Source organism: Chitinophagaceae bacterium (assembly GCA_007695095.1).
GTDB lineage: Bacteria > Bacteroidota > Bacteroidia > Chitinophagales > REEL01 > REEL01.
Window position 1 is genome coordinate 13207 of sequence record REEL01000062.1, and the last position, 19671, is coordinate 32877.

20 protein-coding genes and 1 tRNA gene are annotated in these 19671 nt (G+C 34.3%); 11 read left to right on the plus strand and 10 right to left on the minus strand.

What is annotated here, in order from left to right:
• Positions 1-52 precede the first annotated feature (52 nt).
• From EA412_01770 to EA412_01785, 4 genes are all read left to right on the plus strand, one after another.
• Positions 53-1174 (plus strand): carbamoyl-phosphate synthase small subunit, encoded by a 1122-nt coding sequence (locus EA412_01770; GenBank protein ID TVR82222.1) that lies wholly within the window; start codon positions 53-55, stop codon positions 1172-1174.
• Positions 1175-1184: 10 nt separating this feature from the next.
• Entirely contained in the window at positions 1185-2477 is a 1293-nt protein-coding gene (locus tag EA412_01775) for a phosphopyruvate hydratase (GenBank protein ID TVR82223.1), read from the plus strand.
• Between the two features lie 77 nt (positions 2478-2554).
• Positions 2555-2872: a septum formation initiator family protein gene (locus tag EA412_01780; protein ID TVR82224.1), complete on the plus strand. Its 318-nt coding sequence runs from the start codon at positions 2555-2557 to the stop codon at positions 2870-2872.
• Positions 2872-3942: a hypothetical protein gene (locus EA412_01785; protein TVR82225.1), complete on the plus strand. Its 1071-nt coding sequence runs from the start codon at positions 2872-2874 to the stop codon at positions 3940-3942. The genes EA412_01780 and EA412_01785 overlap by 1 nt, the downstream gene beginning before the upstream one ends.
• Positions 3943-4010: 68 nt before the next feature.
• Here the strand turns inward: EA412_01785 and EA412_01790 are convergent, their stop codons facing one another.
• The 5 genes from EA412_01790 to EA412_01810 form a co-directional block, all read right to left on the minus strand.
• Entirely contained in the window at positions 4011-6434 is a 2424-nt protein-coding gene (locus tag EA412_01790; GenBank protein TVR82226.1) for a hypothetical protein, read from the minus strand.
• A gap of 30 nt (positions 6435-6464) precedes the next feature.
• Positions 6465-8105: a hypothetical protein gene (locus EA412_01795; protein ID TVR82227.1), complete on the minus strand. Its 1641-nt coding sequence runs from the start codon at positions 8103-8105 to the stop codon at positions 6465-6467.
• A 65-nt stretch (positions 8106-8170) separates the two neighbouring features.
• On the minus strand, positions 8171-8686 hold the full coding sequence (gene gldL, locus EA412_01800) for a gliding motility protein GldL (GenBank protein TVR82228.1): 516 nt from the start codon (positions 8684-8686) through the stop codon (positions 8171-8173).
• Positions 8687-9032: 346 nt separating this feature from the next.
• Positions 9033-9527, minus strand: coding sequence for a tetratricopeptide repeat protein (locus tag EA412_01805; protein TVR82229.1), 495 nt, complete (start codon positions 9525-9527; stop codon positions 9033-9035).
• Positions 9528-9593: 66 nt separating this feature from the next.
• Positions 9594-9668: transfer RNA gene (locus EA412_01810), tRNA-Glu, on the minus strand.
• 157 nt (positions 9669-9825) lie between these two features.
• Here EA412_01810 and gap point away from each other — a divergent pair.
• On the plus strand, positions 9826-10836 hold the full coding sequence (gene gap / locus EA412_01815; GenBank protein ID TVR82251.1) for a type I glyceraldehyde-3-phosphate dehydrogenase: 1011 nt from the start codon (positions 9826-9828) through the stop codon (positions 10834-10836).
• 2 nt (positions 10837-10838) lie between these two features.
• Positions 10839-12038, plus strand: a complete 1200-nt coding sequence (locus EA412_01820) for a phosphoglycerate kinase (protein TVR82230.1) — start codon at positions 10839-10841, stop codon at positions 12036-12038.
• 5 nt (positions 12039-12043) lie between these two features.
• Here EA412_01820 and EA412_01825 read toward each other — a convergent pair whose 3' ends face one another.
• Both EA412_01825 and trpS read right to left on the minus strand, forming a co-directional pair.
• Complete coding sequence (locus EA412_01825; GenBank protein TVR82231.1) at positions 12044-12694, minus strand: deoxynucleoside kinase; 651 nt, start codon at positions 12692-12694, stop codon at positions 12044-12046.
• An 11-nt stretch (positions 12695-12705) separates the two neighbouring features.
• On the minus strand, positions 12706-13701 hold the full coding sequence (gene trpS / locus EA412_01830; GenBank protein ID TVR82232.1) for a tryptophan--tRNA ligase: 996 nt from the start codon (positions 13699-13701) through the stop codon (positions 12706-12708).
• Positions 13702-13908: 207 nt separating this feature from the next.
• On the opposite strand from trpS, the gene gatC reads away from it, so the two are divergent.
• The 4 genes from gatC to EA412_01850 all read left to right on the plus strand — a co-directional run bounded on the left by gatC (position 13909) and on the right by EA412_01850 (position 15879).
• Positions 13909-14199 carry an Asp-tRNA(Asn)/Glu-tRNA(Gln) amidotransferase subunit GatC gene (gatC, locus tag EA412_01835; protein ID TVR82233.1) on the plus strand — a complete coding sequence of 97 codons (291 nt, stop codon included), beginning with the start codon at positions 13909-13911 and terminating at the stop codon, positions 14197-14199.
• Between the two features lie 4 nt (positions 14200-14203).
• Positions 14204-14902, plus strand: coding sequence for an ABC transporter ATP-binding protein (locus tag EA412_01840; protein TVR82234.1), 699 nt, complete (start codon positions 14204-14206; stop codon positions 14900-14902).
• A gap of 124 nt (positions 14903-15026) precedes the next feature.
• Positions 15027-15575: a cob(I)yrinic acid a,c-diamide adenosyltransferase gene (locus EA412_01845; GenBank protein TVR82235.1), complete on the plus strand. Its 549-nt coding sequence runs from the start codon at positions 15027-15029 to the stop codon at positions 15573-15575.
• Positions 15576-15657: 82 nt separating this feature from the next.
• The gene (locus tag EA412_01850; protein ID TVR82236.1) at positions 15658-15879 is read left to right on the plus strand and encodes a DUF2795 domain-containing protein; all 222 of its coding nucleotides are present in this window, start codon (positions 15658-15660) and stop codon (positions 15877-15879) included.
• A gap of 50 nt (positions 15880-15929) precedes the next feature.
• On the opposite strand, the gene EA412_01855 is transcribed toward EA412_01850, so the two are convergent.
• Together EA412_01855 and queA are read right to left on the minus strand one after the other, a co-directional pair.
• Positions 15930-16616 (minus strand): 2-C-methyl-D-erythritol 4-phosphate cytidylyltransferase, encoded by a 687-nt coding sequence (locus tag EA412_01855; GenBank protein ID TVR82237.1) that lies wholly within the window; start codon positions 16614-16616, stop codon positions 15930-15932.
• Positions 16617-16686: 70 nt separating this feature from the next.
• Entirely contained in the window at positions 16687-17736 is a 1050-nt protein-coding gene (gene queA / locus EA412_01860; protein ID TVR82238.1) for a tRNA preQ1(34) S-adenosylmethionine ribosyltransferase-isomerase QueA, read from the minus strand.
• A 193-nt stretch (positions 17737-17929) separates the two neighbouring features.
• Here queA and EA412_01865 point away from each other — a divergent pair, with 193 nt between their 5' ends.
• A complete protein-coding gene (locus EA412_01865; protein ID TVR82239.1) occupies positions 17930-19162 on the plus strand; it encodes a hypothetical protein in 1233 nt (410 codons plus the stop codon).
• On the opposite strand, the gene EA412_01870 is transcribed toward EA412_01865, so the two are convergent.
• The gene (locus tag EA412_01870; GenBank protein ID TVR82240.1) at positions 19163-19669 is read right to left on the minus strand and encodes a phosphoribosyltransferase; all 507 of its coding nucleotides are present in this window, start codon (positions 19667-19669) and stop codon (positions 19163-19165) included.
• Positions 19670-19671: the final 2 nt, after the last annotated feature.

The window sequence follows — 19671 nt, forward strand, 5'->3', positions numbered from 1 at the left end:
TTCTTCAGTTTTAGATTGAATATTGTATTTTTGCCCAAATCAACCATTAAATATGTCCTCAGCCAAAACCGGAATTTTATTGTTAGAAGATGGAACAATCTTTAAAGGAAAAGCAAGTGGAAAATTAAAAACCTCATCCGGGGAAATTTGTTTTAATACCGGAATGACAGGTTACCAGGAAGTTTTCACAGACCCCTCATATTCCGGGCAACTACTGGTTATGACAAATGCCCACATTGGCAATTACGGCTATCAAACTGAAGAAACTGAATCTGATAAAGTCCAGATTTCCGGATTAATTTGCAACCGTTTTTCTTCTTTTTACAGTAGAAAAAGTGCAGATGGAAGCTTAGAGTCATTCCTTACCGAAAATGAAATATTGGTTATACACGATATAGATACGCGCGCATTGGTACATCATATCCGTAAAAAAGGAGCCATGAATGCTATCATTTCCGGTGAAGACAAGTCAATAGAAGAACTAACAGAAATGCTGAAAAACACACCTTCCATGGAAGGTTTGGAATTATCCAGCAAGGTTTCGGTTAAGGAAGCTTATGAATTTGGAAATCCTAATGCTGAAATTAAAATAGCCGCTCTTGATTTAGGTATCAAGAAAAACATACTGCGTTGTTTGGATGAAAGAGCTTGTTTTATAAAAGTATTTCCTGCAAAAACGAGCTTTAGCGAAATGGAAAAGTGGAATCCGAATGCTTATTTTATTAGCAATGGACCCGGTGACCCATCCCCTATGGATTATGCAATTCAAACGGTTAAAGAAATACTCGATGCTAAAAAACCAATTTTTGGAATTTGTTTGGGCAATCAGATTTTAGCTTTAGCATGCGGACTAAAAACTTTTAAATTACATCACGGTCACAGAGGATTAAATCATCCTGTTATAAATAATAAAAGTCGATTGAGTGAAATAACCAGTCAAAATCATGGATTTAGTGTGAGTACAGAAAATTTAGAAAACTTTCCCAATATAGAAGTGACCCATACTAATCTTAATGACAATACAATTGCCGGAATTCGTTTAAAAGACAGACCGGCTTTTGCTGTGCAGTATCACCCTGAATCATCGGCAGGTCCTCATGATTCAAGATATCTTTTTGATGATTTTGTGAAAATGATTAAAGAAAACATGTTAACTCATTCAATAACCCCTTAAAGAATAAAAAATGGGTAAAATAACAAATGTACATGCCAGAATGATCTTTGACTCCAGAGGAAACCCTACACTTGAATGTGAGGTTACAACATCCGGTGGACATACGGGCAGAGCTGCGGTTCCATCAGGAGCTTCTACCGGTGAATTTGAAGCTGTTGAGCTAAGAGATGGCAATCAAGATGAATACATGGGTAAAGGCGTTTCAAAAGCTATTAATAACGTAAATAAAGTTATCAAACCTATTTTAATAGGTAAAACAGTTTTTGAACAAAAAGAAATAGATAAACTACTTATTGATACAGATGGTACATCCAATAAAGCAAATTTAGGGGCAAATGCTATTTTAGGTGTTTCTCTGGCAGTAGCAAGGGCTGCTTCTTTAGAAAAAAACATTCCTTTATTTCGCTATCTCGGCGGTAAAAATTCTAATACACTGCCTATTCCTCTAATGAATATATTAAACGGTGGTTCACACGCTGACAATAAAATAGATTTTCAGGAATTTATGATTGTACCCGTCAAAGCCTCAAGTTTTTCTGAAGCTTTAAAAATGGGTGTTGAAGTTTTCCATCAGCTGAAAAAAGTTTTAAAAAAGAATGGTTATTCAACGAATGTGGGTGATGAAGGTGGCTTTGCACCAAATTTAAATTCCAATGAAGAAGCTATTGAAATTGTAATAGAAGCTATTGAAAAAGCTTCCTATAAAGCCGGTGAAGATATATTTATCGCCTTAGATCCGGCAGCTTCAGAATTCTTTAATAAAGAAGAAAATGTCTATGAATTTAAATGGTCTTCCGGACAAAAACTAAGTCCTGAAGAAATGGTAAGTTACTGGGCAGAATGGATTGATAAGTATCCCATTATATCAATAGAAGATGGTTTATACGAAGATGATTGGAATGCCTGGAAATTACTTACTGAAAGAGTTGGTAAAAAAATTCAATTAGTGGGTGACGATTTGTTTGTAACAAATGTGGATCGATTAAAAAAAGGAATTGAAAATAATATAGCAAACTCAATATTAATAAAAGTAAATCAAATTGGCACACTTACTGAAACTATTGATGCAATTCATTTAGCACAAAAATCCGGATACACAACAGTTATAAGCCACAGGTCAGGTGAAACTGAAGACACAACCATAGCAGATTTGGCAGTAGCCTTTAATACCGGTCAAATAAAAACCGGTTCTGCTTGCCGCACAGACCGAATGGCCAAATACAATCAATTGCTGAGGATAGAAGAATATTTAGGCGATAAGGCTTACTATCCCGGCAAAAATTCTGAATTATTAAAGAATTAAAGAAAGTTCACTTTGTATCTTTAACTTAAAAGCTATGATTTAATAGGTTTTAAAATAAGAATTAAGTAATTTTAAGTATGAATCGGATTAAAAAAATATTTGCATCTAAATATTTAACCTACCTGAAGAATAAATACGTACTCACTGTAATCGTGTTTACATTCTGGATTTTAGTTATGGATCAACATAATTTGATTTTTCAGTACCGCTTAAATAAAGAACTCAGCGAGGCTCAAAAAATGGAGCAATATTATTTATCAAAAATAGAAGAAGTAAATAAACAAAAAACACATTTGTTTACCAGTTCAGAAAATTTAATTCAATTTGCCCGCGAACAGTACTTGATGAAAAAAGAACATGAAGATATTTTTATAATTGTTAAAGACGCCAAATAATGTCTGCCAAATGGCTGCTTTACGGGGCCAATGGTTATACCGGCAAGTTAATCTTAGAAGCCGCTGCGCAAAGTAATAACCTACCAATTATCAGCGGTAGAAACTCAAAACAAATAGAAGAATTAGCAGATAAATACGGTTGTCAATACCTGATTTCAAACTCTGAGAATCTTTCTGAAAAGTTGAATAATCAATTCGGAAATATCAAACTAATATTGAACTGCGCAGGTCCTTTTGTAAACACATATAAAGGGGTTATAAAGGCTTGCTTAGACCACTCTATACATTATACAGATATAACCGGTGAATGGACCGTCATGGAGGCTTTAGCTGCTTTTCATCAAGAAGCGGTCGAAAAGAACATTGTAGTCATGCCGGGAGTAGGTTTTGATGTTGTTCCTACAGATTGCCTTGCACTTAAATTGTCAGGGATGATTTCTAATCCTGAAAAGTTAATTTTAGGTTTTGCAGGCATGAATAAAGCTTCAAGAGGCACTTTGAAGTCTGCTGTTTATCATGCTGACAAAGGGAACTATATACGTTTGGGCGGTAAGATTCAAAAGATTCCATTTAAAAATACTAATGAATGTATTGAAATTAATAAGCGTAAATTTAATCTTATCAACATCCCCTGGGGAGATATCTTTACAGCCTACTATACTACTAATATACAGAATATAGAAGTGCAAACATCTGTATCTAAAAAAGCAATTAAGTATATAAGTTCCATTAACTTGCTAAAGCATATCTTTAAGATAGGTTTATTAAAAAATTTAGCTATAAATTATATAAACAATAAACTACCTGAAGGTCCGGAAGAATCTGATAAAAAAGATAGTGTCACATATGTTTTTGGGAAAGTCACAAATAGTAACGGAGAATCAGCAGATTTGTGCTGGTCCACACCTGATGGCTATACCTTAACAGTAATGACCTCACTTAAAATCATTGAATTTATATTAAATGACCCAAAAATATCCGGTTTCAAAACACCTGCAGGAGCTTATGGGTTTGAGTGGTTTCTTAATCTGGAAAACATAAACACAGATATAACTAAAAAGAGTTGCTAACCGATAGTTAACAACTCTTTTCAATAGTTTTTATTTAGTTTATTTCCTACGAGGAAATAATATGTCTTTTAAAATTCATTTTCCACACCGAAACGTTCTCTTTCCTGACGCTCTAATTTTCTGTTTAAGCCAAGCACTTTACTAACTTTCAAACCGGTAAAGAAATACCAATCTCTGTTAGCATCTCCTCTTTTATTATTAAGGAAGTTTTTATGGTACGGCTTATTTGGATTTCTTACCATTGAAGGGTCTATCAATATATCAACTACGTCATGAGTAACCCCGTAAACATCTGTAACTTGTCCATAATCGGGTGCATTTGCTTTAATAGCATCAAATGTACCGTCTTCGTCCAGATAGAAGAATCCACCAATATCATCCAGGTAATCTGTAAACGTAAATCTAAAGCCTAACTCAGCTGTTAGTACAAAAGACTTCTGAATGATGAAATTTAAGTTAACACCAAAGGGTACACTAATTTGTCTTAAACTATAATGATCTCTTCCTGCACCCGGTACATTTTGACCTTCAGTACCAATTGGATGTAAATCATACCATTCATCAGTAAATACATGCTCACCCAACTCATCATTTAAGCCCAAATAAGCTCTTGCCTGAGGATTAAATTGATATGCTGCTATACCTGCGAATAAAGATGGAGCAAATCTTTCTCCTCGATTAACGCCATATTGCATCAGATACCATTCTATATTTGCTGAAATTTCATAAATTGGAGATCTGAAATGGACTGCTCTTCTTACTCTATTAGGATCTAATTCATTAAAGTCTGTTCCGGAAAGCATACCATATCTAAAACCGAGAGATGCGCTAAACCATCTGGATATATTATATTTACCAAAAATACCAAAGGCAAGATTGAACTCATCCTGATCTATATTCGCTCTGGTCAACTCCCCTGCATAATTAGAAAGACCTAAAAATAAACCTACTTCAAAAGTTCTTGCAAGAGATACATAAGAGCCTAAGTAAGATAAATCACCCACTTCAGATAAACTCTCTAAAGTTCTCAGTGAAGCAGCAGATGGTTCGAATGAACTTCTTTGACTTACAACATCACCTGTTGAGGCAAACTGAGGAACAAAACCCTCTCTATACAGACGACTGTATCTGTTTACTGCCTGAAGCTGTCCGATTGGAAATTCAGGTACTTCAAAACCTTCCTCATCTACAAAATTATAGAATACAATATATCCGAGTTTGTTTCTTAGGAAATTCGGTTCAGAAACTCTGAAAGATAGTTTAGTATTATTCTCAGACCATCTGGCTGTGTCAATATCAATATTCTGAACATTTACTTCATTGTTGATTGTATCAAAATACAGAAAATCCATTTGATAATCATCAATACTAGTAACCGGTCTGTTGAAGTAAACATCAAAATTGACATTTAGACCGCTTACTTCAGGTAGTTTAGTATAATCATTTATTTCAACTCCATCCCAGTCAACCCTGTAAATATGACCATGTACATTTGGTGAAGGTTTTTCCAAAATCGGTTCAGCTATCAATAATGGAAGGTTATTATTATGATAGAAGTGATCGAAAGTTGAGTAAATATAGTTTTTGTCTTTAGATCTAAAGAAATTTTCTGAAACGTTAAAAGATTCTCCATTACCTTGTATACCAAAGCTAATCTCTCTTATAATACTATCAGTAGATGCATTTATCTGGTAATTATTAAAAATAGAATTGCGTTTGATTGAGGCAAGGTAAGCCTTATCTTCATTGTCGAACAAACCAAAAACCGGTGTATTCGATGGGATTCCTTTGTCAACACCATATACAACATTGTTAGTAATCAGGTTTTCAGTAAAGTTTAACTCAAGGTGGTCACTTTGGAAATCTTCTATATAAATACTACCCCAATTATTTACAAAATTATTTCTGTTAAAAGTTACCTCAGCTTTTTGGTTAAAATCACCGGTACCAACTGTTGAAGGCATTTGAATTAAAATTGAAGATTGCCCGGACTGTATATCCTGAAAAACTGTATTCTCGACTTTAACGGTTTTTCTAAACCAGTTTGATTCAAGTAAAAGCGGCTTCTCCAACTCAGTAAATTTTGCATATCGTATATTGATTGCAGAACCTCTATTGCCTCTAACAACTATACCGTCACCTCTAAAAACCTCATCCTTACTTAAAAGATGAACGAAATTATTTGCTGTTCCATTTATATTTAAACCGCCTTCAACTACCAAAGTTGTATTAGGGGAGAAAATCAATGTTACATTTTCAGGAATTGTTAATGTTGCTTCAGAAGATACGCGTACATTATGCTGTATCAAATACTTCTGACCACTTGTCAGGCTTCTGTTTTCATCAATAAATCCCTCTAATACAGTTGCATTAGACAAATCCAAATGATGACTTGCTTCTGATTTAAGTGGAATGAATATAGTAACAAACAGACTCGTAAAGAGTAGATATCTGAGCGTTATTAACATTTTTATAGAATTTAAACTTTTCATCGCAAGTAATATTTAGTCTTTAGTTAATTTTTATTGAATATTGATAATTAGAGGGCTAATGTACTCATTAGTTCCATCCGGTCCTTTAATATGTATATTATCAAACACATAGATATCTCCTGGCTGAGCTAAGTCAATAAGCTCTCTGGATTTTCCTGAAAAGTATGACCCCTGAACAGATTCACGAAAGATTCCTAACCCTTCTCCATTTATATAAACTACTTCATAGTCTATGATTCTATAACGAGGGTCGATATCTAAATCTTCCAGTTTGACAGACAACCCATTCTGTAATTTGAATAATGAAGCAGCGAATTCTCCACTGGTTCGGTTATGTATTTGTGCCACAGGCTTAGGTAAGTTTCTGGCAACAAAACTTTGTTCGGCTACTGTTCTCTTTGTTCCATCCGCTCTGGTCTCTGTCAATGATATTCTGACTCTTCCCTGACGATTAACTCTTGCATAATATTGATCTCCAACTTTGTGAAGCTCACCATTTGAAATTTCAACATTATACTCTCTGTCTTCTCTACTTGGTTTAACTATATTAATCGGATTATCGACACCTATATATAGATTATTAAACTTCTCTTGATTTATAACCGGTTTTTGCTCTTTTACTTCATACTTTATTTCGAAAGGTCTTTCAGCAGTACGTCTCATATCAAATGTAAGATCTCCGTCTTCAGTTACTTCCTCAAAGTCAGTATCAGAAGGCATCTTTTGAACAAGACCTCTAACAACTTTTTCCCCCGGACTGTCAGTATCCAACTCAATTCTCGCGACGCCATCCTGAAATTGAACTCTCCGCTGAACTCTTCCGGCTTCATCGTAAATAATAACTTCAAAATCTGACTCAAGTTCTTTCTTAGACACAGAAGGCAACCGAACTAATGCAATTCCTTCTTCGCCTAAATTATAAGTATCACCCGGTAGTCCCTTATCTATAAACACATCTTCGATTAATGGGTCTTCCGTAACAGTATCCATTACAATTACCCCCGGAAACTCCAAATAACTCTCAGATAAATCATGTAATGAACTCATTACTGCAGATTCTGCAATTCTCAAGTCATGCTGAAACTTAGATAAAATGGTAACTACAGCAGCTAATGGAACATTATCGAAATAGTATTTTTCCCATTCGAAGACAATGCCCGTAGACTTTCTTAAAGTATCTGTAGTCACTAAAATGGTATCCAGCATTCTTCTTTGCTGATCACCAAGTATCAACATAAGTTCCGACTTAGCTTCTTCAATAGTTGATTTAATTTCAGATGCTTTGCCGGATCGATAAAGCATTCTGGTCGGAAGTAAGGGATCCAAACCACTATCTAAGTGACCATGCCTGTTATAGCCTCCTGACTCTTCCACAAGTCTGACCTTAATTTCATCTAGATACTCAATTGCTCCACGTGTAATTTCACGGGTTCTAACTATCTGACTAAAAGCCGGACCAAAACGTGCTGAATCATATTCACTTATGGTTTGGACTGCTTTTAACACTTTCTCATTACTCGCATCAAGCCGGTAATTCGCTCTTTCTAAAGAACGATTTAAATCTGTATAGGTTTCGATAAACTCCACCGGCATAATGAGAACAACATAGGCTATAAGTAAAAGGTAAAGCAAATTTACCAGTCGTTGCCTTAATGGATTAGTTGTTTTCATTTTTTTTTATCTTATTTAATAAAGGTATTCCTATTTCTAAGTCTAATTAATAGTCAGAAGAATATTTAGTCTAAATTCTTTCCGCCCATTACATTCAATACTTTATCATATTGCTTAGACATATCAGACATACTTTTATTCAGTCTGTTAATTTCACGTTCAAAATTTTCAGAAGAAACACGCATTCTGTCAATCTGCTCATTCAAATGAGCCAGATTAGATGTTTCAGACATTTTGTGAACATTGTTCTCCAGCTTCTCAATGCTATTTGTCAAACGTTCAATAATCATAGGGTCAACATTTGCTTTTTGGACCATTTCTTCTAATTGTTCCACACCTGTTGGCTGGTCTGTAGTCAATTGAGGAAAAAGTTTATCCCATTTGTATTCTTTTTCCGGTCTTTTTAACTCAAAAGCTGAAATAAAGAATACTATTGCTTCCGTTGTCAGGCCTATAAATAGCATTTCGTTGGCGTATTGCCAATTTAAGAATTTGAACATCATACCGGTGATTACTATTGATGCACCGATACCATATGCCATTGTCAAACCGTCTAATTTTCCTTTAACTTTTGCTTCCATAATGCTTCTGATTAGATATTAAGTTGCTAATATATAAATTATTTGAAAAAAATACTACCTATTGCAAATTTTAGATTCATAAATCTTTCGACAAAATTAACTTAATTAATTTTATAACAGCAAATAAAATAAACAATTTAGCTTGTCAGATTAATGTTAATCTATTGTTTATAATTAATTAAAGGTCTATTAAAAATATAAATTTTGACAAACCTATAAAATGCCTTAGTCTATTACCATATATAAATATTGCTAAAATTATCGGGTGCAAAATAGTAAGTATTTTGTTAACAAACAAACAAAAATAAAAAGGCTTTAAAAAATAGGCTGAGTAAGAAGTCGTATATTATTGACAATATTTACGTATCATTTCATCTGCACGCCTCTCTCCAAGGTTTCTGGACCTCAGCCAATCCGCACAGGCAGCGGATTGGGAACCGGTTAGCTGCTTGGCACTTCCTGAAAGAAAATAATTAATTCCGTTAATGTATTCTGTTAAAAATTCTGTTGTTTCACTATTATGGTAAATATTTTCTTTAACATTTACAAAAAGTGCCGCATTAAAATCGTTTACTGCAAGAAAATACTGATTAAGTTCATAATAACAACTCCCTCTATGGCTAAGTGCTAAGTGCATTAGGTCGCTATTAGAAGGACTGCTTCGAATAACTTCTGTTAAAAGCGGAAGGGCTGATTCAAAATCTTCCGTGTTTAAAAAATCTAATGCATTATTATAAGTAACCAACAATTCCTCTATTTTATCTTCTTCTGCTTTAAGCTCTGCAATTGCTATAAACATAATTAATATAACCGGGGAGAATGTAAAAATTATTTTCTGCATGGGGTATTTTTTAAAATGAGTATCCCAAAAATAAAAAAAGCTTCGAATAATTCGAAGCTTTTTTATTTGCAGTCCGTAGGGGAATCGAACCCCTGTTACCAGGATGAAAACCTGGCGTCCTAACCCCTAGACGAACGGACCGTTTTTCATAAGACGTTGCAAAGATAAAAATAATTTTATTTTTAAAACAAAGAATTTTAAAAAAAATTTTAAGCATACTTTAGGATAGTTTAACTTTGTAATCAGAGAGTGACTTTTTCATACTTTCTATTTTATCGATTACCATTAAATTAAAATGATGAAAAAAGTTAGAATTGCTATAAATGGGTTTGGCAGAATTGGCAGGCTTACAACAAATTATATTAACAAAGTTTTTGCTAATGAATTAGAAGTTGTAGCTGTAAATGATCTTACAGATAACAAAACACTCGCTCATCTGCTAAAATATGACTCTGCTCATGGCGTCCAGGATTTTGAGATAAGTTATGATGATAAAAAAATTACAGCAGGTAAAAATGAAATTTTAGTTTTTAGTGAAAAAGACCCGGAAAATTTACCCTGGGGTGATTTAGATATAGATATTGTTTTGGAATGTACCGGAAAGTTCAGAAAAGCTGATGTTTTATCTAAACACATTAAAGCAGGTGCTAAAAAAGTAATTCTTTCTGCTCCTTCAAAAGATAATAGTGTTAAATCGTTTGTACTAGGTGTTAATGATAGTGAAATTACTGCGGGCGATACCATAATCAGTAATGCGTCCTGCACTACTAACTGTTTAGCGCCGATGGCGAAAATATTAAATGAAAACTGGGGTATTGAAGAAGGTTTTATGACCACCGTTCACGCTTACACCGGTGATCAAAATTTACAGGATGGCCCGCACAAAGATTTACGAAGGGCAAGAGCTGCTGCTCAAAACATAGTGCCGACAACTACCGGTGCAGCACAAGCAGTGGAATTAGTGATTCCTGAACTAAAAGGTAAACTATCCGGCTTTGCTGCCAGAGTTCCGGTTATTGATGGTTCTTTAACAGACTTTACCTGCTTGCTTAAAAAGCATGCTACAAAAGAAGAAATAAATCTAACTTTCAAAAGAGCAGCTGAAAGCAATTTAAAAGGTTTGCTTGAATATACTGAAGAACCATTGGTTTCTTCTGACATAATCGGAAATAATCATAGTTGCATTTTTGATTCCTCTTTAACCGACGTTAGAACAAAACTGGTTAAAGTAATTGGTTGGTATGATAATGAACAGGGATATGCTGCGAGAATGGCTGACATGTGTATTTGTCTAAAAAAATATATTTAAAAATGACTTTACGTACAATAGATGATGTCAATTTTAGTGGAAAAAAAGTGCTATTGCGAGTGGACTTTAATGTGCCTGTGAAAGAAGGCAAAATTTCAGATGAAACAAGAATTAATGCTGCTCTTCCTACTATAGAAAAAGTATTAAAGGATGGGGGGAAACTGATTATCATGTCCCACTTTGGAAGACCTAAGTCAGGCTATGAAGAAAAATTCAGTTTGCACCAAATTAAAAAAAGGCTGGCGGAAGTGACCAATACCGTTGTTAATTTTAACGGCTTTACAATTGGTAACGAAGCTGAAAAAATGAGCAATGATTTAAATCCCGGAGAAATCTACCTACTCGAAAATACCCGCTTTTTTGAAGGAGAAACCAAAGGTGATAAGGATTTTGCCGAAAAACTTTCCAAACTGGGAGATATTTATATCAATGATGCTTTTGGAGCGGCTCACAGAGCGCATGCTTCAACCACGACTGTAGCATATTTTTTCCCGCCGGATTACAGGATAGCAGGAAAGCTTATGGAAAGTGAAATTAAAAATGCTGAAAAAGTTTTACTGAATCATCAAAAACCTTTTACTGCCATTCTGGGTGGTGCAAAAGTTTCGGATAAAATAAATTTAATTGAGCAATTGACTGAAAAAGCAGACAACATACTTATAGGCGGTGGCATGGCTTATACTTTTATTAAGTCTGAAGGTGGAGAAATAGGAAACTCCCTTTTTGAAAAAGAAAGCATTCCTGTGATTGAAAAAATAAAAGAAATAGCCGAAAAAAATAATTGCAGGTTAATTTTACCTGAAGATTCAATTATTGCAGACAGCTTTTCAGAAACAGCTTCCGTTAAAACCGTTAAAAGTAAAGAAATTCCGGAAAATTGGATGGGTCTGGACATAGGGCCTGAAAGTCGTAAAACTTATTCCGAAATCATTTTAGAATCTAAAACAATTCTATGGAATGGGCCAATGGGTGTTTTTGAAATGGAACCCTTTCAGCATGGCACAGCAGAAATTGCAAAAAAAGTTGCTGAAGCTACTGAAAATGGATGCTTTTCTTTAGTTGGTGGTGGAGACTCTGTTTCTGCTGTTAAAAAATTTAAGCTGGAAGAAAAAATCAGCTATATCTCTACAGGTGGCGGAGCTTTATTAGAGTTTTTTGAAGGGAAAAAGCTACCCGGAATTATCGCATTAACAAACGAATAAATTATTTAAAATAAACCCCCGCCTATTTTTGCATTAACTTTGTTGATTACATCCCCTAAGTGTTCAGGATTCTCAGCAAAATTAATTTTATCAACATCTATTATCAGTAAGTTGCCTTCGTCATAAGCGGTAATCCACTTTTCATAATACTCATTTAGTCTTTTCAAGTAATCCAAACGGATATTTTCTTCATAATCCCGTCCTCTCTTCTGTATTTGATTCACTAAAGTAGGTAAAGATGCTCTCAAATATATAATCAAATCCGGAGGTCCAATCATATAACTTATGGTTTTAAACAAACTCAGGTAATTCTCAAAATCCCGGGTAGACATCAGGCCCATAGCATTTAAATTGGGTGCGAAAATATTTGCATCCTCATAAATAGTTCTGTCCTGAACTACCGTTTGCTCACCTTCTTTAATTTTTATAGCCTGCTTAAAACGATTATTTAAAAAGAAAATCTGCAAATTAAACGACCATCTCCTCATATCATTATAAAAATCAAATAAGTAAGGATTGTTGTTTACCTCCTCATAGTGGGCTTCCCATTTAAAATGCTTAGCCAGCTTTTCAGTTAAGGTTGTTTTCCCGGAGCCGATATTGCCGGCTACAGCTATATGCTTTATTTTATTAGTCTGAGAGTCTTTCTCTGTCATTTTTTTAAATTTTAAATACTTCCAATACCTATAGTTTCCTTAACTTCTTTCAATGTTTTTGATGCAGATTCTCTGGCTTTCTCTTGTCCCTGTTTTAGTATTTTCTGTAAGTTTTCTTTATCATTTTGTATATCTGTAATTCTTTGCCTGATTGGATTGGTAAAATTAATAATATCCTCTGCAAGTTGTTTTTTTAAATCCCCGTAGCGTATTGAACAATCTTTATAAGCATTGATAAAATGAGTTTTGGTACTTTCATCGGAAACCAAACTCATGATATCAAAAATATTTTTTATCGGCTCTGAAAGAGGGCTATCAGGTTCAGTCGGCCCGGCATCTGTTACTGCCCTCATTACCTTCTTTTTAATTGAACCCGGATCTTCGACAAGATAAATAGCATTACCGGGTCCTTCAGACTTTCCCATTTTACCGCTTCCATCCAGTCCCGGTACTTTAACTAATTCCTCACTAAAATTAAACGCCTGAGGCTCCGGAAACACTTCACAATTATATAAATGATGAAATCTTTTTACAAAATTACGGGTCATTTCAAGATGTTGAATCTGATCCTTGCCCACCGGAACTTTATTGGCTTTATGAATAATTATATCTATTGCCATCAATACCGGATATGTCAGCAAACCTGCGTTTATATTTTCCTGTTGCTTGCTAACTTTATCCTTATAAGTTGTACACCTCTCAAGTTCACCTTTATAAGCAATCATATTAAAAATAAGATAAAGCTCGGCAATTTCAGGTATATCACTTTGCAAATACAATACTGTTTTTTCAGGATCAAGACCACATGCCAGATATTCACTTAACACATAGCTTACATTTTGCTTTAATTCTCCACTTTTAGGATGTGTCGTTAAAGAATGATAATCCGCTATAAAAAAGAAAGTTTTATAGGACTCCTGGAGCTTCACAAAGTTTTTTACAGCTCCGAAATAATTACCCAAATGCAGGCGCCCGGTAGGACGGACACCACTAACGACAGTTTCCATGTTAAATAAACAATTTTATGCGAAATTATTAAACATAATTCAATTTCAAACCATTTATAAGTTTTAAATAAAGTTTAAAGTGTCATGCTTTCATAAAAACACGAATTTTATTGAATTTCAGATAAAAGTTTACAAATAACTTAATTCCTTTGTAATGTTAAAATCAATTTATGAAAATGTATTTCTTACTTTTGCAAAAAAAAGAGCATGGAAATAAATGACAAATTAATTGACAAGCTTGCAGATTTGTGCAAACTGGAGTTTTCAGAAAATGAAAAAACGGAACTGTCTGCTGATCTTTCAAACATTTTGGACCTGATAGAAAAACTCAAAGAGTTACCCACTGATAATGTAGAGCCCTTGATTTATGTAAATGATGATTTAAATCAATTTAGAGAGGATAGTGCGAAAAATGAAATCACCCGTGAACAAGCCTTAAAAAATGCTCCGTCAAAAGATTCTGATTATATAAAAGTACCGAAATTCATAAATAAATAAGTTGATGGCTGCACAATCGATGATTTTTATTGAGGACATAAAAAAGATTTATATTTTAGGATCAGAAGTTATAAATGCTTTAGCAGGCGTTGACCTGACTATTGAAAAAAATGAATATGTAGCACTGATGGGGCCTTCAGGTTCCGGGAAATCTACATTAATGAATATTTTGGGATGTTTAGATACTCCAAGCAGCGGAAATTATTACTTAAATAATACGCTTGTAAGTAAAATGAAAGATAATGAACTGGCTGAAATCAGAAATCAGGAAATTGGGTTTATTTTTCAAACATTTAATCTCTTACCTCGTTTGACAGCATTGGAAAATGTAGCACTTCCAATGATTTATGCAGGCATGGGAGCGTCAAAAAGAAAAGAAAAAGCAAAAAATGTATTAGGCATGGTGGGTTTGTCTGACAGAATGCATCACAAACCAAGTGAACTCTCCGGTGGACAAAGACAAAGAGTAGCTATTGCCAGAGCACTGGTAAACGACCCTTCAATTATCTTAGCAGATGAACCAACCGGAAACCTTGACAGTAAGACCTCTGATGAAATAATGGGAATTTTTGATGTGATTCACAAAGAAGGAAATACCGTTATTTTGGTTACTCACGAGGAAGAAATAGCGACCTATTCGAATAGGATTATTCGTTTAAGAGACGGGTTGATCGAAAGTGATGTAAACAGGTTGAATAATTAAGATAAAGTGTTAATTTTTAATCTTCTTCAATTATTTTTAACTATTATGAACTTTTTCCACGGCTACTTTATTACAGAAGAAAATCTATTTATACACGAGATTGGATTTAAAGAAGTTAATTAATATGAAAATATATACGAAAACAGGCGATAAAGGAAAAACAAGTCTGCTTGGCGGCACTAAAGTTCCCAAATACCATTTACGAATTGAAGCTTACGGAACCATCGATGAACTGAATGCACACTTAGGAATGATTATGAGTTTTGATGAAAAAAAATTAGTGAGCGAAAAACTACGGCTAATTCAAGACAGATTATTTACCATTGGATCTTCCTTAGCAGCTGACCCCGAAAAAACTAAAATGGTGATTCCTGATTTAAAAGAGGAGGATATTACTTTTTTAGAAAATGAAATAGATAAAATGGAATCGGAATTGCCAAGCTTGAAAAATTTTATTTTGCCCGGCGGAAACTCTTTAAGTGCTTCAATACACATAGCCAGATGCGTTTGCAGACGGGCAGAAAGAAATGTTGTGCATCTTTCTGAAGAACATTTTACAGAAACTAAAGTTATTATCTACCTAAATAGGTTGAGTGATTATTTATTTGTCTTATCTCGTTGGATAACCTTTACTTACGGACTGGAAGAAATTAACTGGACACCCAGAAAATAATTTTTTTATAATTTTTTGCTTTACAAGTTGATTATCTGAACTTAAATTTTATTTTTGCACCTCATTAAAAAATGCATAGTATATGTATTGGACTTTAGAACTTGCTTCACATTTAGAAGATGCCCCATGGCCGGCTACAAAAGACGAACTTATAGATTACGCTATTCGCTCGGGTGCTCCTATTGAAGTAATAGAAAATCTTCAGGAACTCGAAGACGAAGGTGAAATCTATGAAGGGATTGAAGATATATGGCCGGATTACCCTACAACTGATGATTTCTTCTTCGATGAAGAGGAGTATTAGGGATATTTTTTCTTTTTTAAAAGTGTCTTTCTTTTAAGCTTTTTTTCTTACTAATCTGAAAAGAATTTCTTCAGCAAAACTGTTGCACATTCCAAATCAATCGGGGATGTGATTTTGATATTCATCTCGTTTCCTTCAATCAGAGAAATTTTTCCAATTTGATTCTCATAAACAGAAGCATCGTCTGTAAACTCAGCTTTGTAGTCTGGCTCGTAAGCCTTTTGTATTAAATCTGCTTTAAAAAATTGAGGGGTTTGAACTGTTTTATACAATTCCCTTTTAACCGCAAAATTGTTACTATTTTCAACCTTTCTGAGACTTGAAGTAATTGAAATGACAGGAATTACTGCTTGCTTTGCCTTAACGGTTTCCCAACCCTTTTCCAGAAGCTCTTTTTTAACAAAAGGTCTGGCACCATCATGAATAGCAATATACTCAACATCAGTATCCAAATTTTTCAAGCCATTTTTTACAGACTCAAATCTACTTTCACCACCCTCAACTAAAGTTACATTTTCCAACAGAGCAGGAAATTCTGCTTTCATTGCCGAATAATAGGTAAAGTGAGTCTTCCCAATGACTAAAATAATTTGGGAAGTAGGGTCAGCTGCTTTAATATGCTTTAATGTAAAATATATGACAGGCTTTCCGGTAGTTAATTCAAGAAACTGTTTCGGAATATTTCCTCCCATTCTAATACCGCTACCTCCGGCAACAATTATGATAGCTCTTTTCATAAGTCTGCGTTTAAAAGAACATCAAACCTTAGGCATGCACTAAGGCATGGACTTTAGATTTTAACAGCTGTTAAATAATCAGCATTGCATCTCCATAACTAAAGAAGCGATATTTTTCTTTTATAGCCTCTTGATAGGCCTCCATTATCATATCATAATCTGCAAATGAAGCCACCATAATCAACAAGCTTGATTTCGGAAGATGGAAATTCGTTAATAAAGAGTTTGCAATAGAAAAATCATAAGGAGGATGGCAAAATAAGTTTGTCCAACCCTGATCCACTTTTAATCTGCGAGATGCTGAAACTGCTGATTCAATAGCTCTCATGGATGTAGTTCCAATAGCGCAAATTTTCTTATTTTTATCTTTAGCAGTATTCACAATTTCTGCTGTAGACTCATTAATTTGAAAAAACTCTGAGTCCATTTTATGTTTGGAAAGATCCTCTACTTCAATATCTCTGAAAGTTCCTAAACCAACATGAAGAGTCACTTCTGCAAAATTAACCCCTTCAAGCTCCAGTCTTTTCATTACTTCTCTGCTAAAGTGTAAACCGGCTGTCGGAGCGGCAACGGCACCTTCCTCTTTTGCAAATATAGTTTGATAGCGGTCTTTATCATCTCCTTCGGGTCTTCTTTTGATATACATAGGTAAGGGAGTTTCACCATAGCTAAAAAGCATTTCCTTAAATATTTCATAAGGTCTTTCATCTAAAAAACGGATTGTACGCCCTCTCGAAGTTGTATTATCAATTACTTCAGCTACTATTTCACCGTCATCGCCAAAATACAGCTTATTCCCTACTCGTATTTTTCTTGCAGGATCTACCAATACATCCCAAAGTTTCATTTCACGATTCAACTCACGCAACAAAAACACTTCAATTTTAGCCCCGGTTTTTTCTTTCCTGCCGAAAAGTCGAGCCGGAAAAACTTTTGTATTATTCACAATCATTACATCACCATCGGTGAAGTAACTCAATAAATCTTTGAAAACTTTATGTTCTATTGAACCGGTTTTTCTGTTTAAAACCATTAATCGACTTTCGTCCCTTTCCTGAGTCGGATACTGAGCAATTAAAGATTTCGGCAAGTCATAATCAAACTGAGATAATTTCATGTAAGCAGGTTTTTAAAATCAAGGTGCAAAGTTAAGAAAAATAAAGCTTTTTGATAGGCTTTTTAAATTTTTTAATGTATTTTAAAACGTGTAAAACAGAAATTAATTTCAGATAAAAATTATGCAGGCTGCTTTTCATACAAACATTATTTAATTTAGCAAGCCGGTTTAACTATTTCGGAGTTTTGAATTTATGAAAAAACAGCTGCTGCATTACTTTCTCGGACAATTGGCTCCTGCAATTTCCGGCATAATTTTAATTGTGCTTGCCGTCAGATTATTAGGTGAAGAGGAATACGGCTTTTATGCAGTAATTTACAGCAGCCTGGTTTTAATTCATAATTTATTTTTTGGGTGGGTTCAACAAAGCCTCCTTCGGTTTATCAGTCAATATGAAAACCTTCGCAAGGTTGTTCTGAATAAATTCCTGTTTATAAATAGCCTGAGTGCCATTAGCGCAGGCCTTACAGCCTTTATACTGAGTTTGCTTTTCTTTAAACTGGATGTAAGCAATGCCTTATGGATAGGCAGCTTTATGGTTTTGTATGTGTTTTTAACCTTTTACCTCATAAGTTTTCAGGCATTTTTTAAAACTGCTTACTATGCATTTACCAATACATTTTATTACTTAGGGTATATCATCTTTTTTTTAATCCTGATTTATACTCTGGAAAACGGTAGTTATATGTTGATTTTTAAATCTATGGTTTTTACTTTGATATTAATCCATATTTATGCTTTAAGCAGGTTGCATAAAAAGTTTAAGATAAATTTCAGTAAAGCTTTTGTGGATAAAGATTTTATAAAAAGAGCTTTTAACTTTGGCTTTCCTCTGACACTCTGGCTATTTGTTTCCCTATTGTTAGGCTTCAGCGACCGCTACATTATTTTTTACTATCTGGGTGCTGAAGAAACAGGTACTTACACTGCTATTTATGATATGTTTTATAAAATTTCAACCTTTGTTTGTCTGCCCGTTCTTTATGCATTCCATCCACAAATAATGGATTTATGGAATAAAGATAAAAGGGATGAAGCTGTGCGATTAATTAAAAAAGCTATGAAAATTGAAATTGCCGCTGCCCTTGCTTTTATTCTTTTATTGATACCCATTGCCCCTCCTGTGATTTTCAATTTGTTGAAACTGGAAGGTGCACACTTACATTTAATATCCATAGTAATCGTTGCAGGTGGGTTTGCCTGGCAGTTAGCAATGTTTGCTCATAAACCACAGGAATTGCTTTTTCGGCAAAAATTTATGCTTGCCGGAGTCATCCTTGCTCTATTATTAAATATTAGTCTTAACTTTCTTTTTATACCGGTTTACGGCATTACTGCTGCGGCATTCACCACCTTAATAAGTGCTGTTTTTTATTTGTTAATAATGTCAGCAGATTCATTGAAAATCAGAAAAAGATTACACTGATTAACTCAAATACGCCTTTTCGCTACCTTCTTCCAGCATAACTTTAATATGCTCCTGTACAGTCGTTGAAAGGGAAAATCCAACAAAATCAGGCTTAACAGGAAACATCTTATGCTGCCGGTCAACCAAGACGGCTATCTGAATTTTTTTCGGTAAATATTTTAAAAAAGGCTTTATCGCAAAAGCAAGTGTTTTGCCGGTATTTGCCACATCATCCACTAGTATAATAATTTTGCCGTTTAGATTCTCCAAGTCTCTATCAAAACTTATTTCATTTTCATGCGGCTTTTTCTTACTGATAGACATCTCATACATCTGAATGTTGAAGTCTTTTCTTTGCTCTATGATAGCTTTAAGCTTTCTTGCAAGTTTAACACCATTTTCCTTTATCCCTATAAAAATCACTTCTTTTTCACCGGTATTTTCTTCTAATATCTGACATGCAATACGGGTAATCTTTTGATCTATTAATTTTTTATCCAGTATTTCGATTTGCTTAGATTCCATTT